The sequence below is a fragment of the Monashia sp. HAY1-5C genome, assembly GCF_056755255.1.
In genome coordinates this window covers 1-17,790 of the sequence record NZ_JBPGXG010000098.1, presented here as the reverse complement: position 1 = coordinate 17,790, position 17,790 = coordinate 1, and the positions used below count along the sequence as shown (strand labels likewise).

General features: G+C 73.7%; 14 protein-coding genes and 1 tRNA gene. 4 read left to right on the top strand and 11 right to left on the bottom strand.

The window, feature by feature from the left end; genetic code table 11:
• Nucleotides 1–22: 22 nt before the first annotated feature.
• Nucleotides 23–1,543, top strand: a complete 1,521-nt coding sequence (locus ACR9ZK_RS14915; protein ID WP_481342727.1) for a sugar transferase — start codon at nt 23–25, stop codon at nt 1,541–1,543.
• 190 nt (nt 1,544–1,733) lie between these two features.
• Here the strand turns inward: ACR9ZK_RS14915 and ACR9ZK_RS14910 are convergent, their stop codons facing one another.
• The 7 genes from ACR9ZK_RS14910 to ACR9ZK_RS14880 all read right to left on the bottom strand — a co-directional run bounded on the left by ACR9ZK_RS14910 (nt 1,734) and on the right by ACR9ZK_RS14880 (nt 10,992).
• Nucleotides 1,734–2,669, bottom strand: a complete 936-nt coding sequence (locus ACR9ZK_RS14910) for a nucleoside triphosphate pyrophosphohydrolase (RefSeq protein ID WP_481342726.1) — start codon at nt 2,667–2,669, stop codon at nt 1,734–1,736.
• A gap of 92 nt (nt 2,670–2,761) precedes the next feature.
• Nucleotides 2,762–3,349: a SurA N-terminal domain-containing protein gene (locus ACR9ZK_RS14905; protein ID WP_481342725.1), complete on the bottom strand. Its 588-nt coding sequence runs from the start codon at nt 3,347–3,349 to the stop codon at nt 2,762–2,764.
• A gap of 32 nt (nt 3,350–3,381) precedes the next feature.
• A complete protein-coding gene (gene mfd / locus ACR9ZK_RS14900; protein ID WP_481342724.1) occupies nt 3,382–7,047 on the bottom strand; it encodes a transcription-repair coupling factor in 3,666 nt (1,221 codons plus the stop codon).
• Nucleotides 7,048–7,184: 137 nt separating this feature from the next.
• Nucleotides 7,185–7,775: an aminoacyl-tRNA hydrolase gene (pth, locus tag ACR9ZK_RS14895; RefSeq protein WP_481342723.1), complete on the bottom strand. Its 591-nt coding sequence runs from the start codon at nt 7,773–7,775 to the stop codon at nt 7,185–7,187.
• 67 nt (nt 7,776–7,842) lie between these two features.
• Entirely contained in the window at nt 7,843–8,523 is a 681-nt protein-coding gene (locus ACR9ZK_RS14890; protein WP_481342722.1) for a 50S ribosomal protein L25/general stress protein Ctc, read from the bottom strand.
• 264 nt (nt 8,524–8,787) lie between these two features.
• Nucleotides 8,788–9,924, bottom strand: a complete 1,137-nt coding sequence (locus ACR9ZK_RS14885; RefSeq protein WP_481342721.1) for a metallophosphoesterase — start codon at nt 9,922–9,924, stop codon at nt 8,788–8,790.
• Between the two features lie 9 nt (nt 9,925–9,933).
• On the bottom strand, nt 9,934–10,992 hold the full coding sequence (locus tag ACR9ZK_RS14880; RefSeq protein WP_481342720.1) for an EamA family transporter: 1,059 nt from the start codon (nt 10,990–10,992) through the stop codon (nt 9,934–9,936).
• 115 nt (nt 10,993–11,107) lie between these two features.
• Here ACR9ZK_RS14880 and ACR9ZK_RS14875 point away from each other — a divergent pair, with 115 nt between their 5' ends.
• Nucleotides 11,108–11,680, top strand: coding sequence for a CGNR zinc finger domain-containing protein (locus ACR9ZK_RS14875; RefSeq protein WP_481342719.1), 573 nt, complete (start codon nt 11,108–11,110; stop codon nt 11,678–11,680).
• Between the two features lie 79 nt (nt 11,681–11,759).
• On the opposite strand, the gene ACR9ZK_RS14870 is transcribed toward ACR9ZK_RS14875, so the two are convergent.
• The 4 genes from ACR9ZK_RS14870 to ACR9ZK_RS14855 form a co-directional block, all read right to left on the bottom strand.
• The gene (locus tag ACR9ZK_RS14870) at nt 11,760–12,740 is read right to left on the bottom strand and encodes a ribose-phosphate diphosphokinase (protein WP_481342718.1); all 981 of its coding nucleotides are present in this window, start codon (nt 12,738–12,740) and stop codon (nt 11,760–11,762) included.
• Nucleotides 12,737–14,245 (bottom strand): bifunctional UDP-N-acetylglucosamine diphosphorylase/glucosamine-1-phosphate N-acetyltransferase GlmU, encoded by a 1,509-nt coding sequence (gene glmU / locus ACR9ZK_RS14865; protein WP_481342717.1) that lies wholly within the window; start codon nt 14,243–14,245, stop codon nt 12,737–12,739. The genes ACR9ZK_RS14870 and glmU overlap by 4 nt, the downstream gene beginning before the upstream one ends.
• 208 nt (nt 14,246–14,453) lie before the next feature.
• Nucleotides 14,454–14,532, bottom strand: a tRNA-Gln gene (locus ACR9ZK_RS14860).
• Between the two features lie 113 nt (nt 14,533–14,645).
• The gene (locus tag ACR9ZK_RS14855) at nt 14,646–16,481 is read right to left on the bottom strand and encodes a sigma-70 family RNA polymerase sigma factor (RefSeq protein ID WP_481342716.1); all 1,836 of its coding nucleotides are present in this window, start codon (nt 16,479–16,481) and stop codon (nt 14,646–14,648) included.
• Nucleotides 16,482–16,770: 289 nt separating this feature from the next.
• On the opposite strand from ACR9ZK_RS14855, the gene ACR9ZK_RS14850 reads away from it, so the two are divergent.
• Both ACR9ZK_RS14850 and ACR9ZK_RS14845 read left to right on the top strand, forming a co-directional pair.
• Nucleotides 16,771–17,376, top strand: coding sequence for a TetR/AcrR family transcriptional regulator (locus ACR9ZK_RS14850; protein WP_481342728.1), 606 nt, complete (start codon nt 16,771–16,773; stop codon nt 17,374–17,376).
• Between the two features lie 142 nt (nt 17,377–17,518).
• Complete coding sequence (locus ACR9ZK_RS14845; protein WP_481342715.1) at nt 17,519–17,785, top strand: hypothetical protein; 267 nt, start codon at nt 17,519–17,521, stop codon at nt 17,783–17,785.
• Nucleotides 17,786–17,790: the final 5 nt, after the last annotated feature.

The window sequence follows — 17,790 nt, the reverse complement described above, 5'->3', positions numbered from 1 at the left end:
TCCGTCGTCGGCAGCGTCAGATGTGTATAAGAGACAGGGGTGGGGAGTCATGGGTCAACCCATGCGTGAAACGGGGGTCTACCTGCTCGACGTGAGCGCGCGTCCGACGACGCAGCCGCTCACCGAGCGGTCGAGGGGACAGCGTCTCCTCCAGCTGGGGATCGGTGGGGGTGATCTCGTCCTCATCACCATCGCGACGGCGCTGGCGGCCATCGGTCGCACGAGCCTCGACGTGTTCAACGCCGCGAACGACGTCAACGTCGTCGCCCAGTCGGTCGGTCTGTGGATCGTCGCCGCCTGGATGGTCGCGAACCTGCTCGTCGGCTCGTACGCGTCGAGCACGCTCGGCGTCGGCACCGTCGAGTACGCGCGCGTCTGCTCGGCGGCGGGTCTGACGGCCGGTGGCATCGGGATCGCGAGCTACCTGACGAAGTTCAACCTCTCGCGCGGGTTCTTCGTCCTCATCTTCCTCGTCGGGGTGCCGATGCTGCTCGTGTGGCGCTGGTGCGCTCGCCGGCTCGTGCACCGGGCACACGTCCGGGGCCACCTGCTGACGCGCGTCGTCATCTCGGGCACGGCCTCGCACGTCGACGACGTCGCCCGGGTCCTCGAGCGGGAGGTCTGGCTCGGCTACCGGATCGTCGGGGCGCTCGTCCCGTCCTCGCACCCGACACCCTCGACGCCGGGCGGCGTGCCCGTCGTCGGCACGACGACCCGCGCGGCCGAGTCGGTCCTCGCGACGAAGGCCGATCTCATCGTCTTCACCGAGGGTGCCTTTCCCTCGGCCGTCGACTTCCGCCGCATCGCCTGGGACCTCGAGGGCCACCACGTGCAGATGGCGGTCGTGCCGAGCCTCAGCGACATCTCGTCGGGCCGGATGGCGATGCGCCCGGTCGGCGGCCTGCCGCTCGTGCACGTCGAGCCGCCGCGGAGCCTCGGCGCCTCGCGGTGGTCCAAGCGGGCCTTCGACCTGCTGGGCGCGACCTTCCTGCTGCTGCTCGCCTCGCCGGTCATGCTCGTGTTCGCCCTCGCGACCAGGCTGCAGGACGGTGGGCCGGTCCTGTTCCGCCAGACGCGCGTCGGTCGTGACGGCGAGCTGTTCGAGTGCCTGAAGTTCCGCAGCATGGTCGTCGACGCCGAGGCCCGGCTCGGGACCGTCCGACACCTCAACGCCAACGCCGACGGCCTGCTCTTCAAGGCCCAGCACGACCCACGGGTCACCCGGGTCGGGTCGGTCATGCGGCGCTACTCGATCGACGAGCTGCCCCAGCTCATCAACGTCATCAACGGCGACATGAGCCTCATCGGTCCCCGCCCGGCCCTGCCGGCCGAGGTGCGCCGGTACGCGCCGGACGTCCAGCGCCGGCTCCACGTGCGCCCCGGTGTCACCGGCCTCTGGCAGGTCTCCGGGCGCAGCGACCTCTCGTGGGACGACACCGTCCGCCTCGACCTCTACTACGTCGACAACTGGTCCGTCGTCCAGGACCTGTCCATCCTCGCCAAGACGATCCACGCCGTCGTCCGCTCGCGCGGCGCGTACTGACGGCCCGGTGCTCCCGCCGGCTGCCGTCCTGAGCGTCGGTCGGCGGGAAGGTCCCGCGGTGCTTCCCTGACCGCCGTGGGGTGGGGACGGGGCCATGCCACTTCACCCGGAGTGGCATGGCCCCGTGATCCCTGCGGCTGACCCCTACCCGGGAGTCGCCCGTGCGGCACAGACGCGCGCGAAGCGTCCGTCAGGACGCGTCGGAGACGCCGGACGCGCTCGCGTCGGCAAGGTGGCGCAGCGTCTCGCGCAGGGCGCCTTCGGCGTCCACCCCGGCCGACCGGGCCGCACGGACGATCGCGAGCAGCCTGGCCCCGACGTCGTCGCCGGCCGTGGCCGCGTCGACGAGGTCCGCGCGCCCGGCCTTCTCGAGCCGACCGACGTACTTCTCGGCCCGGGCGAGGGCCGGTAGCGAGGTCGGCACCCCCTCGACGGGATGGGTGCGGTGCTGCTTCTCCCCCGCCTTGATCCGGTCCCAGTTCGCGGCGACGGCGTCGGGTGTGTCCGCGTCGACGTCGGCGAACACGTGCGGGTGGCGCCGGACCAGCTTGTCGACGAGCTCGCCGGCGACGTCGTCGATGCCGAACGGCTCGGCCGGGTGCTCCTCGGCCACCCGCGCCTGGAAGGCCACCTGCAGCAACAGGTCGCCGAGCTCCTCCCGCACGTGCGCCGGGTCGCCGGACTCGATCGCCTCGATCACCTCGTGCGCCTCCTCGAGCAGGTAGGGCACGAGCGTCTGCGGGGTCTGCTCGGCGTCCCACGGGCACCCGCCCGGCGAGCGGAGCCGGTCCATGACGGCGACGACGTCGAGCAGGCGCGAGCCGGGCACGTCGAACGAGCCGATGAGCAGCTCGACGTCTGGCGGCTCCGGCAGGCGGCTCACCTCGACGGCGACGGCCTCGCTCAGTCCGGGGTCGCCGTCGGAGGACCCGACCCAGACGATGTCACCGTGCGCCGTGGCCGTGACGAGCGCCCGCGCCAGCTCCGGCGCCCCGACATCGGATGCACCCGCGGGGGCCGGAGGGCCGCCCGGCTCGTCGGCCGTGGGTCGCGCCCCGGGCACCCCGACCTCGATCCCCGCCTCGACGATCGCCGCGACCTGCGGCTCGTCGGGCTGGCCCCACACGGTCGACGCACCCTCGAGCGTGGTCCACGCCTCGCGCGTCAGCAGCCCCGGCGCGATGCGCGGCGTCGAGACGAGCAGGACCAGCCGGCCGGTCAGGGCGCCGTCGTCCCGCCCGGCGCCGGCGTCGCGGCCGACGCAGGGGCGTTCGTCTGCGGCTTGATCCAGTTCGGGTTGGTGGACCCGAACCTGAAGTAGACGGGACCCTGGTCGACCGGGGTCAGCTTGCCGAACCTCGGGTTGAGGGAGATGTCCGCGCTGCCGAGGGCCTTGCGGTAGGCCGCGACCTCGGCGGGCGTCATCGTCTGGGAGTTGATGAGCGCGGCTGCCGCGACGAAGTCCTTCGTCGCCTGCGTCGCATCCGGGATCGTCGCGAGCACCGTGGCGTAGGTCTGGTCGGGCTTCCAGCCCCCGGAGGGCTTCATGGCCTCGTCGAGCAGGGGCCCGGCGATGAGACCCATGACGATGGCGTCCTCGCTGAAGTCGAGCTTGGCCGTCTGCAGCTGGTCGTGCGCCTCCTGCACGTCGGCCTCGGAGATGACGTGGCCGTTGACGACCGCGGCGGCCTCCTGGCGCGTCGCGAAGCCGCACCCACCGAGGAGCGTGACGGCGGCCGCGCCGGCGACGACGGCCGCGACGAGACGCCGGCCCGTACGGGTGGGCCGTGCTGACAGAGACTTCACTGGTTCCTCCTCAGGCGGATGCGTCAGACATCCTACGGGGCACCCGCGGCCGCGCCGGCACCGGCGCTCGCCACCGCGTGACCGGCGGCGATGTCGTCGAGCAGGACCGCCGTGACGAGCTGCCGCGCCCACGTCAGGACCTCGACGTCGCGCAGCGGCTTGCCGCCGACGCGGGCCGTCATCGGGGCCGGCACGAGGATGGTCCCCAGGGCCTCCTTGACGATGGTGCCGGGATAGAGCCGCATGAGCCGCAGCTGCTGGCTCTCGCGGAGGTCCTTGACCGGCCCGAACCGGATGGTCCGGCCCTGGACGCCGATGTCGCCGATGCGCGCCCGCCGCGCCACGACCCGGAGTCGGGCCACCTCGAGGAGGTTCTCGACCGGCCCGGGCGGGGCGCCGTAGCGGTCGCGCAGCTCGGCCTCGATCTCGTCGACGGCCTCGAAGGTCTCGACGGTGGCCAGCTTGCGGTAGGCCTCGAGGCGCAGCCGCTCCCCCGGCACGTAGTCGTGCGGCAGGTGGGCGTCGACGGGCAGCTCGATCTTGATCTCGGCCGGCACGTCGGTCGTCTCGCCCTTGAAGTCGGCCACTGCCTCGCCGATGAGGCGCACGTAGAGGTCGAACCCGACACCCTCGATGTGCCCGGACTGCTCCCCGCCGAGGAGGTTGCCGGCGCCGCGGATCTCGAGGTCCTTCATCGCCACCTGCATGCCGGCACCGAGGTCGGTGTGGCTGGCGATGGTGCGCAGCCGGTCGTGCGCGGTCTCGGTGAGCGGCTTCTCGGGCGGGTAGAGGAAGTAGGCGTACGCCCGCTCGCGGCCCCGCCCGACGCGTCCCCGCAGCTGGTGCAGCTGGGACAGGCCGAGGACGTCGGCACGCTCGACGATGAGCGTGTTGGCGTTGCTGATGTCGAGTCCGGTCTCGACGATCGTCGTGCAGACGAGGACGTCGAAGCGCTTCTGCCAGAAGTCCTCGACGACCTGCTCGAGCCGGTGCTCGCCCATCTGGCCGTGGGCGGTGGCGATGCGCGCCTCCGGGACGAGCTCGCGGAGCCGGCTCGCCGCCTTCTCGATCGAGCTGACCTTGTTGTGGACGAAGAAGACCTGGCCCTCGCGGAGCAGCTCGCGGCGGACCGCCGCGGTGATCTGCTTCTCGTCGTAGGCGCCGACGTAGGTCAGGACCGGGTGGCGCTCCTCCGGCGGCGTCGCCAGGGTCGACATCTCGCGGATGCCGGTGACGGCCATCTCGAGGGTCCGCGGGATCGGCGTGGCCGACATCGACAGGACGTCGACGGCCGTGCGCATCGTCTTGAGCAGCTCCTTGTGCTCGACGCCGAAGCGCTGCTCCTCGTCGACGATGACGAGGCCGAGGTCCTTGAAGCGGACCTCCTTGGACAGCAGGCGGTGCGTGCCGATGACGAGGTCGACGCCACCGTCCGCCAGACCGTCGAGGACGGCCCTGGCCTCCTTGTCGGACTGGAACCGCGACAGCGCCTTGACGACCACCGGGAACTGCGCGTACCGCTCGGAGAAGGTCTGGAAGTGCTGGCTGACGAGGAGCGTGGTCGGCACGAGCACGGCCGCCTGCTTGCCCTCCTGGATGGCCTTGAAGGCGGCGCGGACCGCGATCTCGGTCTTGCCGTAGCCGACGTCGCCGCAGATGAGCCGGTCCATCGGCACCTGCTTCTCCATGTCGGCCTTGACCTCGTCGATGCTCGAGAGCTGGTCGGGCGTCTCGACGTAGGCGAAGGCCTCCTCGAGCTCACGCTGCCACGGGGTGTCGGGCCCGAACGCGTGGCCCCTGGTGGCCTGGCGCGCGCTGTAGAGCCGGATGAGGTCGGCGGCGATCTGCCTGACGTAGCGCTTGGCCCGCGACTTGGTCTTGGTCCAGTCCGAGCCGCCCATCTTGTTGAGGGTCGGCTGCTCGCCACCGACGTACTTGGTCACCTGGTCGAGCTGGTCGGTGGGGACGTAGAGCCGGTCGCCGGGCTGCCCGCGCTTGCTCGCCGCGTACTCGATGACGAGGTACTCGCGCGTCGCGCCGGCGACGGTGCGCTGCATCATCTCGACGAAGCGGCCGACGCCGTGCTGCTCGTGGACGACGTGGTCGCCCGGGCGCAGCTGGAGCGGGTCGACCTGGTTGCGCCGACGGGACGGCATCCGGCGCATGTCCTTGGTCGAGGTGGACCCCGCCTGCCCGGTGAGGTCGGTCTCGGTGAGGACCTCGAGGCGGGCACCCTCGTGGACGAAGCCGCGCCCGAGCGGCATGCAGGTGACGGTGACGAAACCGGCCTCGAGCGGCTCGAGCTGCTCGGAGGCGCCGGAGGCGCCGGCGTCGTGGGAGCGGTCGAGGGGCCGCACCGGCACCTCGTGCTCGCGCAGCACCTCGCCGACGCGCTTGGCCAGACCCGGCCCCTCCGTGACGACGGCGACGACCCAGCCCTCGCGGGCGCGCTCGCGCAGGTGCTCGACGGCCCGCTCTGTGTCGCCGCGGAAGGCCTCGGCGTCGACGGTGCGCACCGCGAGGCGCTGGTCGACGTCGTCGTCCTCGATGACGAGGTCCTCGTCGGAGGCGAACGGGGTGAGGGTCCACCAGGGCCGCTCGTGCGCGATGGCGTGCGCCCGGACCTGGGCCAGCGTCCAGTAGGACGCGCTGCCGAGCAGCGACTGGAGGTCGACGGGGACGTCGTTGCCGGCGGCCGCGTTGGCCCAGCTCGCCTCGAGGAACTCCTCGCTCGTGGCGACGAGGTCGTGCGCCCGGCGGCGGATGCGCTCGGGGTCGGCCAACAGCACGGTCGACGCCTGGGGCAGGACGTCGAGGACCGACTCCATGCCGTCGACGAGGGCGGGCGCGAGCGACTCCATGCCCTCGACGGCGATCCCCTCGGCGAGCTTTCCGAGCATGTCGGCGACGCCGGGCAGCTGGTCGGCGAGCAGACGTGCACGCTCGCGCACGGCGTCGGTGAGGAGCAGCTCGCGGCACGGCGGCGCCCACAGCCCGTGCTCGGCGACCTCGAGCGAGCGCTGGTCGGCGACCTTGAACCAGCGCACCTCCTCGACGGTGTCGCCCCAGAACTCCACCCGGACCGGGTGCTCCTCGGTGGGCGGGAAGACGTCGAGGATGCCGCCGCGCACGGCGAACTCGCCGCGTCGCTCGACGAGGTCCGTGCGCGTGTACGCGGCGGCGGCGAGGGCGTCGACGGCCTGCTCGAGCGGGCGCTCGTCGCCGCTGCGCAGGGCGACCGGCTCGAGCTCGCCGAGCCCGCGGGTGATCGGCTGCAGGACCGCGCGGACCGGCGCGACGACGACCGACAGCGGGCCGTACGTGGTGTCGTCCGGGTCGGGGTGGGCGAGACGACGCAGCACCGCGAGCCGGCGGCCGACGGTGTCGCTGCGCGGCGAGAGCCGCTCGTGCGGCAGGGTCTCCCACGAGGGGAAGACGGCGACCCGGTCGGCCGGCAGGAACGCGCCGAGGGCCGACGCGAGGTCCTCGGCCTCGCGGGTCGTCGCCGTGACGACGACGACGGGGGCGGCGCCGGGGCCGCCGTGGACGTCGTCGGCCCGCGCGGCGAGGGCGGCGACGAGGAAGGGCCGGGTGCCGTCGCTCGCGGACACGTCGACGAGGCGGGCCCGGCCCACCTGCTCGGTCACGTGGCGGACGTCGGGGAGCGTCGTGAAGGCAGAGAGCAGAGGGTGCGGCATCAGACCTCCCAGTCTAGGTCGGGCCGGTGACGGTCACGGACGCCGACCGTCCCGGCAGGTCCCGCCCGTGGACCCGGCGGCAGGCGGACCGCGGTCCGCCGGTCACGCGGGTCAGGCGGGTCACGCCGGCGCCCGCGTCAGCGCGGGGCGTGGAAGCGCTGCTGGGCGTCGGTGAGCCCGACCTCGATGATGGCCTCGACGGCGTCGGCGGCGTCGCCGAGCAGGAACGGCAGCTCCTCGCGCTCGGCCTTGCCGAAGTCGCGCAGGACGAAGTCCGCGGGGTCCTGCCGGCCGGGCGGGCGGCCGATGCCGAGGCGGACGCGGTAGTAGTCCTTCGAGCCGATCGACTGGCTGATCGAGCGCAGGCCGTTGTGGCCGCCCTCGCCACCGCCCCGCTTGAGCCGGACGAGTCCGGCGTCGATGTCGAGCTCGTCGTGGAGCACGACGAGCCGGTCGACCGGCACGTCGTAGTAGCGCAGCAGCCCGGCGACCGGGCCGCCCGAGGTGTTCATGTACGTCGACGGCACGGCCAGCACGACCTTCGGGCCGCCGACGCGCAGGCGCACCTCGGCGACGCGGGCGCGGGCCTTGTGCGCCTTGAACGAGGCGCGGCCGCCCGCGGCGTCGCGGGCGGCCAGCTCCTCGATGGCCATGGCGCCGACGTTGTGGCGGTTGCCGGCGTACTCCGCACCGGGGTTGCCCAGTCCGACGACGAGCCAGGTGTCCATGACCTTCCTCGGTGGTGTGGGGTGCGCCGGCCCGGTTCAGCTGGGGCCGGCGGCCTCGTCGGGAGGCTCAGGCCTCGGCGCCCTCGGCGACGGGGGTCTCGGAACCGCTCTCGGCGGCCGGGGCCTCGGCAGGCTCCTCGTGCTCCTCGCGCTCGATGCCGGCCTCGGCCTCGGCCTCGGCGAGCTCGGCCTCGAGGGCCTCGGCCGAGACGGCCTGGGTCACGTTGACGACGAGGGCCTCGGCGTCGGTGACGAGCTCGGCGCCGGCGGGCAGCTCGAGCTGCCCGGCCAGCACCTGCGTGCCGGCCTGGAGGCCCTCGACGGAGATGACGACGTTCTCGGGGATGTCGGTGGCGGCCACGAGGAGCTGGAGCGCCGCGTGGTCGAGCGTGACGACGGTGTCGGGAGCGGCCTCGCCCTCGAGGTGGACGGGCACCTCGACGGTGACCTTCTCGCCACGGCGCACGACGACGAGGTCGACGTGCTCGATGACCGGCTTGATCGGGTCGCGCTGGACGTCCTTGGCGAGCGCGAGCTGCTCGTCGCCGTCGACGACGATCGTCAGCAGGGCGTTGACGTGCTTGAGCGCGAGCATCGTGTCGTGGCCCGGCAGCGAGATGTGGACGGGCTCGGTGCCGTGGCCGTAGATGACGGCGGGGATGTTGCCGGAGCGGCGGATCTTGCGGGCGGCGCCCTTGCCGAACTCCGTGCGCTTGCTGGCGACGAGCTTGGTGATGTCGGAGGACACGGGGACTCCTCGAGTCGTGGAATGGGTCTCTGGCGGTGTGGTCGGCCTCGACGCGGGACGTCGCGCGGATGGAGAGCGGAGAGAGACCTGTCAGCAGGGTCCGCACGCAGAGGCGGACCTGACCCGTGAAGCGGGTGGCCGGTCCGCCGCGTCGATCACGGACCCGGCCCGGCTGCCGCAGCAGCCGTGCGTCGTCCCTCGCCGAGGCAACCCCCCGATCTTAGGGGACATCACCGTACGGACGAAATCCGATGACCGCACGGCTCAGGGTGCCGCCGGACGCGTCAGGACGACGCGGTCGGCGAACCCGGCCCCCGACGTGCCGATGAAGCCGACGCGCAGCGTCGAGGGCGTCGCGGCGAGGTCGGCGAAGCCGTGCGTCGGGGCGCGGTTGGCACCGGAGGACGCCGCGAAGTAACCGGCCTCGGCGTCGCTCGTCGACACGTCGCGCAACGGGATGCCGCCGGTGCCGACGGTGACGAAGACGGTGCCGGCTCCCGCGACGAGCGAGCTGCCGGCCGAGGAGACGCAGGCCGGGACGTAGCGGCCCGGCGTGATCCCGGGACAGCCCGGGCCGAGCCGCAGCTGCTTGCTGCGCTGGTACAGGTGCTCGTGGCCGGTGAGCACGACGTCGACGTGCTCGGCGAGGAACAGGTCGACGAGGTCGGCGCCGACGGTGCAGCCGTAGCGACCCAGGCTCAGGCACGGCTCGTGCATGCCGACGACGACCCACGGGATGCCCGCCGCGCGGGCGCCGCGGATCGCCGAGGCGGTCCACGCGTAGTGGGTCGTGCCCCGGGCGTAGCTCCACGTGCCGTCCGCGAAGGTCAGTGCCGGGGAGACCATGACGAACCGCACGAGCGGCTGCACCGCCGGCTCGTCGACGTACCACTCCCGTCCGTACCGGCCGACGAGCCCGTCCAGCCGGTTGGGCAGACAGCCGGTGAACGCGTCGATGCGGCCGTTGAGGCCGTTGCTCTCGTGGTTCCCCGAGAGCAGCTCGAACGGCAGCCTCGGGCCGACGCGGTCCGTGACGAAACGGCACCAGGCCGCCTCGCCACCGTCGGAGCCGTAGGACAGGTCGCCGAGGGCCAGGTGCAGGTCGGGCTGCGCGGCAGCGACGGCCCGCAGCACGCCGGAGGTGGCGCTCGTCGAGCCGTAGTCGCCGGCGGCCGTGACGTGGAGCGTCGCGGGGCGCAGGCGCGGCGGCTGCGTCACGGCGCTCGCCTGCGGCGACGCGGTCCGGGTGCCGGAGGGACGGTCCGCGGTGGCGACGGCCGCCCGGGACGCCGTGGTGGTCGGTCCCGACGAGCTCGAGGCGGGTGACGTGCGCGCGCAGGCCGCGAGCACCGCGACGAGCGCGACGGCCGTCGCGGCGAGAGGGACCCGTCGCCGCAGCACCGGTCCAGCCTAGGTCGCCGGGCCGCTGCCGGCGGCGTCGCCACGCGGCCGGGACTCGTCGGCGCGGACCGCGACGACGCCGCCGACGATGAGCACGCCGCCGACGAGCTGGAGCACGGTGGGCAGCTCCCCGAGCGCCAGCCAGGCGAAGAGCACCGCGAAGAGGACCTCGGTCAGGGCGACGAACGAGGCGACCTTGGCCTTGAGCAGGCGCACCGCGGCGATGCCGGCGACGTAGGCGAACGCGGCGGCGACGAGGGCGATGACCAGCACCGGCACCCACCACGACACGGCGGCTCCGCGCAGTGCCACGGTGTCCGCGCCGCGAGTGACGTCCATCAGCCCGGTCAGGCCCGCGGCCCAGAGCACCACGGCCCCGACGACGAGCCCGGTCCCGGCGAGCGCGAGCGGCGGCAGGTCGGCGTCGACGTGGTCGGCGAGGAGGAAGTACAGGACGAGGCACACGGCGGCGCCGAGGCCCCACAGGGTGCCGGCGACGTCGAGGTGGGCTCCGCCGACGACGTCGAGGACGAGGAGCAGGCCGACGAGGGCCAGCCCGATGCCGGCGAGGGTGAGCCGTCGGGGCGCGCGGCGGTGCCGGGCCCAGAGCCAGCCGACGATGAGGACCGGGGCGAGGTACTCGAGGAGGAGGGCGACGCCGACGGACAGGTGCGTCACCGCGTTGAAGTAGGCCAGCTGGCAGCCGGCGACCCCGGTCAGGCCGTAGCCGACGACCGCGCGGGCGTTGCGGCGCAGGACGCCCCAGCGGCCGCGGAGGGACAGCGCGGTGGGCACGAGGAGGACGATTGCGGCGAGGGTGATGCGCAGCGTGACGACCGCGCCCGGCGCCCAGCCGGCGAGCAGGAGCGGCTTGGCGAACGCGCCGGAGGTCGCGAAGGCCGCCGCCGAGGCGAGGGCCAGGCCGAGACCGAGGAGGGGGTGGCGCGTCGCCGCCGTCCCGCCGGCGGCGGCCGGTCCGAGGCCGGGTCCACCGGCGAGCGCCGGGGCCACCGTCGGACCGGGCGGCGGCAGGACGCCGGACGCGGGGGCGCTCGTCCGTGGGGACACGACGACCTCCTGCTCCTACGAGGGACTGCCGGCGGAGGGCTGGGTGGGAGCGGTCACCGCCCCATCATCCTGTCAGGACCGTCAGCGACTAGACTCCTGACGGTAGCGACCGGCGATGTCAGGAGTCAAGAGCGTGTTCACCCATGACACCGAGGCGGCTCTCCTCGCCGCGGCGGCCCTCGTCAACACGATGCCGGGCAGCGTGCCCGGTGACTCCGACGCGGACACCCTCGTCACCGTCGCCGACCTCGAGGCCCTCTACGCCGAGCAGCGGTGGACCGGGCGGTTCGACCGCGACACCGCCGAGCTCGACGCGGTCCGCGCGCTGCGCCCCCGCCTGCGCGGCCTGTGGGAGCACGACGAGGCCGGCGTCGTCACGCTCGTCAACGAGCTGCTCCGGGAGGGACGCGCGCTGCCCCAGCTCGTCGAGCACGACGGCCTCGGCTGGCACGTGCACGCCACCCCTGCGGACGCACCGCTCGCACGGCGCATGGCCGTCGAGGCCGCCCTGGCCGCCGTCGACGTCGTCCGCGCCGGCGAGCTGGAGCGCCTGCGCGTCTGCGCTGCCGACGACTGCGACGACGTCGTCGTCGACCTGTCGCGCAACCGGTCGCGGGTCTACTGCGACGGAGGGTGCGCGGCCCGCGCGCACACGGCCGCCTACCGGGCCCGGCGGGCCGGCTCCTGACGCGTCGGCGGCCCCGGGCGCGTCGGCGGCGCGTCGGCGGCGGGCCGGCGTCGGGACCGTCGCAGCAGGTGCGGCGTCGTCAGGCCTTGCCGTCGAAGAGGCTCGTCACCGAGCCGTCCTCGAAGACCTCCCTGATCGCCATCGACACCAGCGGCGCGATGGACAGCACGGACAGCTTGTCGAAGCGCCGGTCGTCGGGGATCGGCAGCGTGTTCGTGACGACGACCTCGTCGACCTTGCACGCCTTGAGCCGGTCGACGGCCGGTCCGGACAGGATGGCGTGGGTCGCGGCGATGACGACCTGCTGGGCGCCTTCCTCGATGAGGGCGTCGGCCGCCTTGGTGATGGTGCCGGCGGTGTCGATCATGTCGTCGACGAGGATGCAGACGCGGCCCTTGATCTCACCGACGACGCGGTTGGCGACGACCTCGTTGGGCCGGTTGATGTCGCGCGTCTTGTGGATGAAGGCCAGCGGCGCGCCACCGAGGCGCGTCGACCAGTCCTCGGCCACCTTGATGCGGCCGGCGTCCGGCGAGACGACGGCGAGGTCGAGGTGGCCGTACTTCTCCGCGACGTAGTCCGACAGGATCGGCAGCGCCATGAGGTGGTCGACGGGGCCGTCGAAGAAGCCCTGGATCTGCGCCGTGTGCAGGTCGATGGCCATGAGCCGGTTCGCGCCGGCGGTCTTGAACAGGTCGGCCATGAGGCGGGCCGAGATGGGCTCGCGACCGCGGTGCTTCTTGTCCTGGCGGGCATAGCCGTAGAAGGGCAGCACGACGGTGATCCGCTTGGCCGAGGCACGCTTGAGCGCGTCGATCATGATGAGCTGCTCCATGATCCACTCGTTGATCGGCGAGGTGTGGCTCTGGATGACGAAGGCGTCCGAACCCCGCACCGACTCCTCGTAGCGCACGTAGATCTCGCCGTTGGCGAAGTCGTAGGCGCTCGTCGGCACGAGGTCGGTGCCGAGCTCCTTGGCGACCTCCTGGGCCAGCTGCGGGTGGGCGCGACCGGAGAAGAGCATGAGGTGCTTCTCGGTCGTCTTGTTGATGCCGCTCATGCGTGCGCGTCCTTCTCGTCGCTCCCGAGCCGGTCGCTGTCGACCACGGCTCCTGCCTCGCCGGCCAGTGCCGCCTCGGCCTCCACAGCGGTCCGTGCCGCCGCGTCGGTCTTCGTGCCGGCCCGGCGGCGCGCCACCCAGCCGTCGATGTTGCGCTGCTGGGCCCGGGTCACCGCCAGCTGCCCAGGGGCGACGTCGCTGACCACGGCGGAGCCCGCCGCGACGTACGCCCCGTCGCCGATGGTGCGCGGCGCGACGATGACCGAGTTGCTGCCGACGAAGCTCCAGCGGCCGACGTTCGTGTGCCCCTTGGTCACGCCGTCGTAGTTGGCGAAGATCGTGCCCGCGCCGATGTTCGCGCCCTCTCCGATGGTCGCGTCGCCGCAGTAGGTCAGGTGCGGCACCTTGGCGCCGTCGCCGATCCGGGCGTTCTTCGTCTCGACGAAGCCGCCGATCTTGCCCGCGCGGCCGAGGACCGTGCCGGGGCGCAGGAACGAGAAGGGGCCGACCGTGGCAGCCGGCCCGATCCGGGCCAGCTCGGCCTGGGTGCGCACGACGCTCGCGCCGTCTCCGACCTCGGTGTCCTTGAGGGTCGTGTCGGGGCCGACGACGCAGTCGCGGCCGACGCTCGTCGCCCCGAGCAGCTGGGTGTTCGGGTGCACCACGGTGTCCGCGCCGACGGTGGCGTCGGCGTCGATCCATGTCGTGGCCGGGTCGATGACGATGGCGCCGTCGCGCATGGCCTGCTCGACGATTCGGCGGTTGAGCTCGGCGCCGAGCCGGGCCAGCTGCACCTTGTCGTTGACGCCCTCGGTCTGCCAGAGGTCGTCGACGAGGTGGGCGTCGACGCCCAGACCGCGTGACCGGGCGATGGCGACGACGTCGGTCAGGTACTTCTCGCCCTGCGCGTTGTCGGTGCCCACCTCGGCCAGCGCCTGGCGCAGCAGGAGCGCGTCGAACGCGTAGAGGCCGCTGTTGACCTCGCGGATCGAGCGCTGCTCGGGCGTGGCGTCCTTCTGCTCGACGATGGCCTCGACCCGGCCGTCGGCGTCGCGCAGGACGCGGCCGTACCCGGTGGGGTCGGCCAGGGTCGAGGTGATGACGGTGACGGCGCTGCCGCCGGCAGCGTGCGCCGCGACCAGTCCCTCGAGCGTCTCGGTCGTCAGCAGCGGGACGTCCCCGTACGTGACGACGACGGTGCCGGACAGACCCGGTGGCAGCACCTCGAGCGCGCACTCGACCGCCCGGCCGGTGCCCTTGACCTCGTCCTGGTCGACGATGACGGCGTCGGGGTCCACGAGGGCCACGTGCTCGGCGACGCGGTCGCGCTCGTGCCGGACGACGACGGCGAGGTGCTCCGGCCGAGTCCCCCGGGCCGCGCGGACCGCGTGGGCCACGAGGCTGCGGCCACCGATCGTGTGGAGGACCTTGGGGGTCGTGGACTTCATGCGTGTGCCCTCGCCGGCGGCGAGGACGATCACGGCGGTCGGCCGCGGATCGCTCACGGGGCGCAGCTCCTTGTCGTCGGGTGCGGTGCCTTGCAGCCCCGGACCGGCCGTGGAGCGCGTGCCCACGCGGTGGCACCGGGGGTGCGCCGCGGCCACTCTACTCGTGGGGCCGGGAGGGCTCCCGCGCGTCCGTGGGCGACGCGTGACGCCGCTCACAGGGCCTGGCGCGGCGGGGCGCCCTCGGCTCGGCCCCCTGCCGACCGCGCTCCCCGGGTAGGAGTCGAACCTACGTCGCTAGTCCTGATTCAAAGTCAGGCGGGCCCTGCCGACAGACCAACCGGGGAACGTCCACGAGGACGGGGACAGGGTAGTGCAGCGGGGCGTCCCGCCCGTCGCCCAGGTCGCCCAGGTCGACAGCGTCGGCCGCGGTCTGCCGGGGCCGGCGCACCGATGGCTGCTAGGGACCGGAAGGGCCTCCCGGCGCCGCCTCGCCCGGGCCGTCGGACGCCGGGGCTCCCGCGAGGCCATCCGACGGGGCAGCCGTGGAGCCGTTCGAGGGCGCCGTCGCAACGTCGCCCGCGCCGTCGGCGGTCGGGGTCGACGTCGGGGGCGCGGTGGGCGCGGTGGGCGCGGTGGGCGACGGCACCGCCGCGGTCTCGAGGCCGTCGGCAGGGTGCGTCGCGGAGGAGGTCGGGGCCGGCGAACCGGTCTCCGGGACGGCAGCGGTCGCCGTCGGCGACGTGCTCGCGGGGTCCATGGTCGCGACGGCCGTCGCGGCGTCGAGAGCCACCGCCGACGGGCTGACGAGCGGCCCGGCGACGACCCCGACCGCTCCCGCGACCGCTCCCCCGACCGCTGAGCCCAGGTCGGGCAGCGTCGTGGGGCCGAGCCCGGCGGGACGCGCCGACGTCGACGCGGGCGACGGCAGCTGCTGGACGACGGCAGGCTTGCCGTGGGTGAGGACGACGGCCGGGGCGACGCCGAGGCCGATGACGAGGCCGGCGACGGCGGTGGCGACAGGTGGCGAGATCGTCAGGCCCCCGATCGTCGCGCCACCCGCCGCGACGGCGACGGGGACGAAGGCGCCCGCTGTGGCAGCACCCGAGACGAGCGCGCCGGACACGACGCCGGAGGCCGCAGCACTTGACGCGGCGACACCCGACGCAGCACCCGAGGCTGCGAGACCCGACCCCCCGGAGACGGCAGCCGACGCCACCGCACCGGAGGAGACGACGCCCGCGGACGAGCCCGTGACGGCAGCGGTCGAGGTGGCGGTCGAGGCGGCGGTCGAGGCAGCGGTCGAGGCAGCGGTCGAGGCAGCGGACGAGGCGGCGCTCGCTCCGGTTGCCGTCGCCGACGCGGTGGTCACGGCCGTGCCGCTCGCCGTCGCAGAGGCGCCACCGCCTGACACTCCGGTCAGGCCGGCGCCCGCCCCGGCGCCGCCGGTCGTGAGCAGGCCGGCAGCACCATGGCCGGCCCCCGATCCGAGGGCCTGGCTGGCGCCGGCGACGAGGAGCGGGATGACGAGGCCCGCGAAGCCGGTGCTGATGCGTCGGAGGTGGTCGGCGAGGGCGGCGTCCTGGGGGCACGAGGCGAGGTGGGCCTCGACCTTGGCGCGCCGCCGCGGCGTCGTGCGCCCGCGCACGTGGGCGGAGAGGTGGTCGAGGGTCCAGCGGCACTCGGGGGTCGCGCACCCGCTGCTGCGCTGCTGCACCCAGACATCGAGGTAGTGGCCCCGCAGCGCCTCCTTGGCGCGCATGACGCGGACGCTGACGAGGTTCGCCGACACCCCGAGCCGCGGCGCGACCGCCCGGGGCGCGTCCCCGTCGACCAGCGTCATCCACAGCAGACGGCGCTCAGGCTCGGGCAGGCGCGCGAACGCCTCGCGGACGAGGTCGCTGCCGAGCACGTCATCTGCGCCCGTGGCCGGTGCCACGTCGGGTACGCCGTCGAGCTCGGCGCCGTCGGTGGGCAGGACGCTGAGGTCGCGGCGGACGGCGTCGACCCCCACGGTGCGCACCGTCGAGGTGAAGTAGGCGCGGAAGTTCTCGCGCGGTCCGGCGCCCTCGCGCAGCAGCCGCAGCATCCGCGCGGACGCCTCGGCGACGAGGTCCTCCGGGGCGACGCGGCCACGGAAGCGGGTCGCGACGGCGTGCGCGGCCGGCAGGTGCCGCCGCCAGAGGACGACGAACGCGTCGTCGTCCCCGTGCCTGACGCGGTGCAGCAGATCCGCATCCGTGAGGTCGGTGAGCAGGACGGAGTCGGGTGTCGCACCGATGGCGTTCGCAGACACCGGGTTCCTTTCGGGTGTGGAGAGAGCCCAAGTGTGCGACATGGCCCGGCGTCGCGTGCGTGGTTTGTGCAATGCGGACATGATGCGCGCGTCCCTGCCGGGAGCGCGCGTCCCGGGATGCCCGAGCCGACGCGCCGACGGCCGGTCGGGCCCGCGCCGGGTCGGCGGGTGGCACCATGACGGCGTGACCGCCGACCGGCCGGACAGCCCAGACAGGGCAGCGAGGGCAGCCAGTGCTGAAGGGCCCCGGCGCGCCGCGCGCGGGGAGCGGCCGCGCACCCGCGCCCGGATGACCGGGCCCGAGCGGCGCGAGCAGCTCGTCGCCGTCGGTCGGAGGCTCTTCGCCGAGAAGGGCTTCGAAGCGACCACGGTCGAGGAGGTTGCGGCCAAGGCGAACGTGTCCAAGCCCGTCGTCTACGAGCACTTCGGCGGCAAGGAGGGCCTGTACGCCGTCGTCGTCGACCGTGAGATCCAGGCCCTGCTCGGCGGCATCACGCGCGCGCTCGACGGGGGCGACGGCGCCCGGATGCTCCTCGAGCGGGCGACGCTCGCCCTGCTCGACTACGTCGAGAGCGACCCCGACGGGTTCCGGATCCTCGTCCGGGACTCCCCACCCGGCCAGTCGACCGGCTCGTTCGCCAGCGTCCTCGGCGACGTCGCCACGCGGGTCGAGCACCTGCTCGCCGCCGAGTTCAAGGCCCGCGGGCTCGACCCGAAGTCCGCGCCGATCCACGCGCAGATGCTCGTCGGCATGGTGGCCCTCACCGGCCAGTGGTGGCTCGACCAGCGCAAGTTCAAGAAGGACCAGGTGGCCGCGCACCTGGTCAACCTCGCCTGGAACGGGCTGTCCGGGCTCGATCGGAGACCGCGCCTCGTGACGCTGCGGCGTCGCTGACCCCCGGCGCGCGTGCCGGCACACTCCGGGCCCCGTGCCGGCGTGTCAGCCGAAGAAGGTCCGGCGATAGGTGTCGCCGGCGCCGTCGGTGACGGTCACGAGGACGGGACCGAGCCCCCCGAGGCCGCCCTGGGTCAGCTGCATGCGTCCGGCACTGGCCGACCCCGAGCAGGTGACCCGCGAGGCGGACGTGTTCGAGCACGTCCAGGCACTGTTGCTCGCCACCAGCGACCCGGCTCCGGAGGCGTTGGCGACGGAGATGCGCAGCCGTCCCTCGACGGTGGTGCGGACCGAGAGCGTGAACCTGCTCGGGTCGCCCGTCGCGATGACCTTGACCGTCATCGTCGGCGGGCTCGAGGGCCTGTCTCTTATACACATCTCCGAGCCCACGAGACGGAGCTACATCTAGGCACG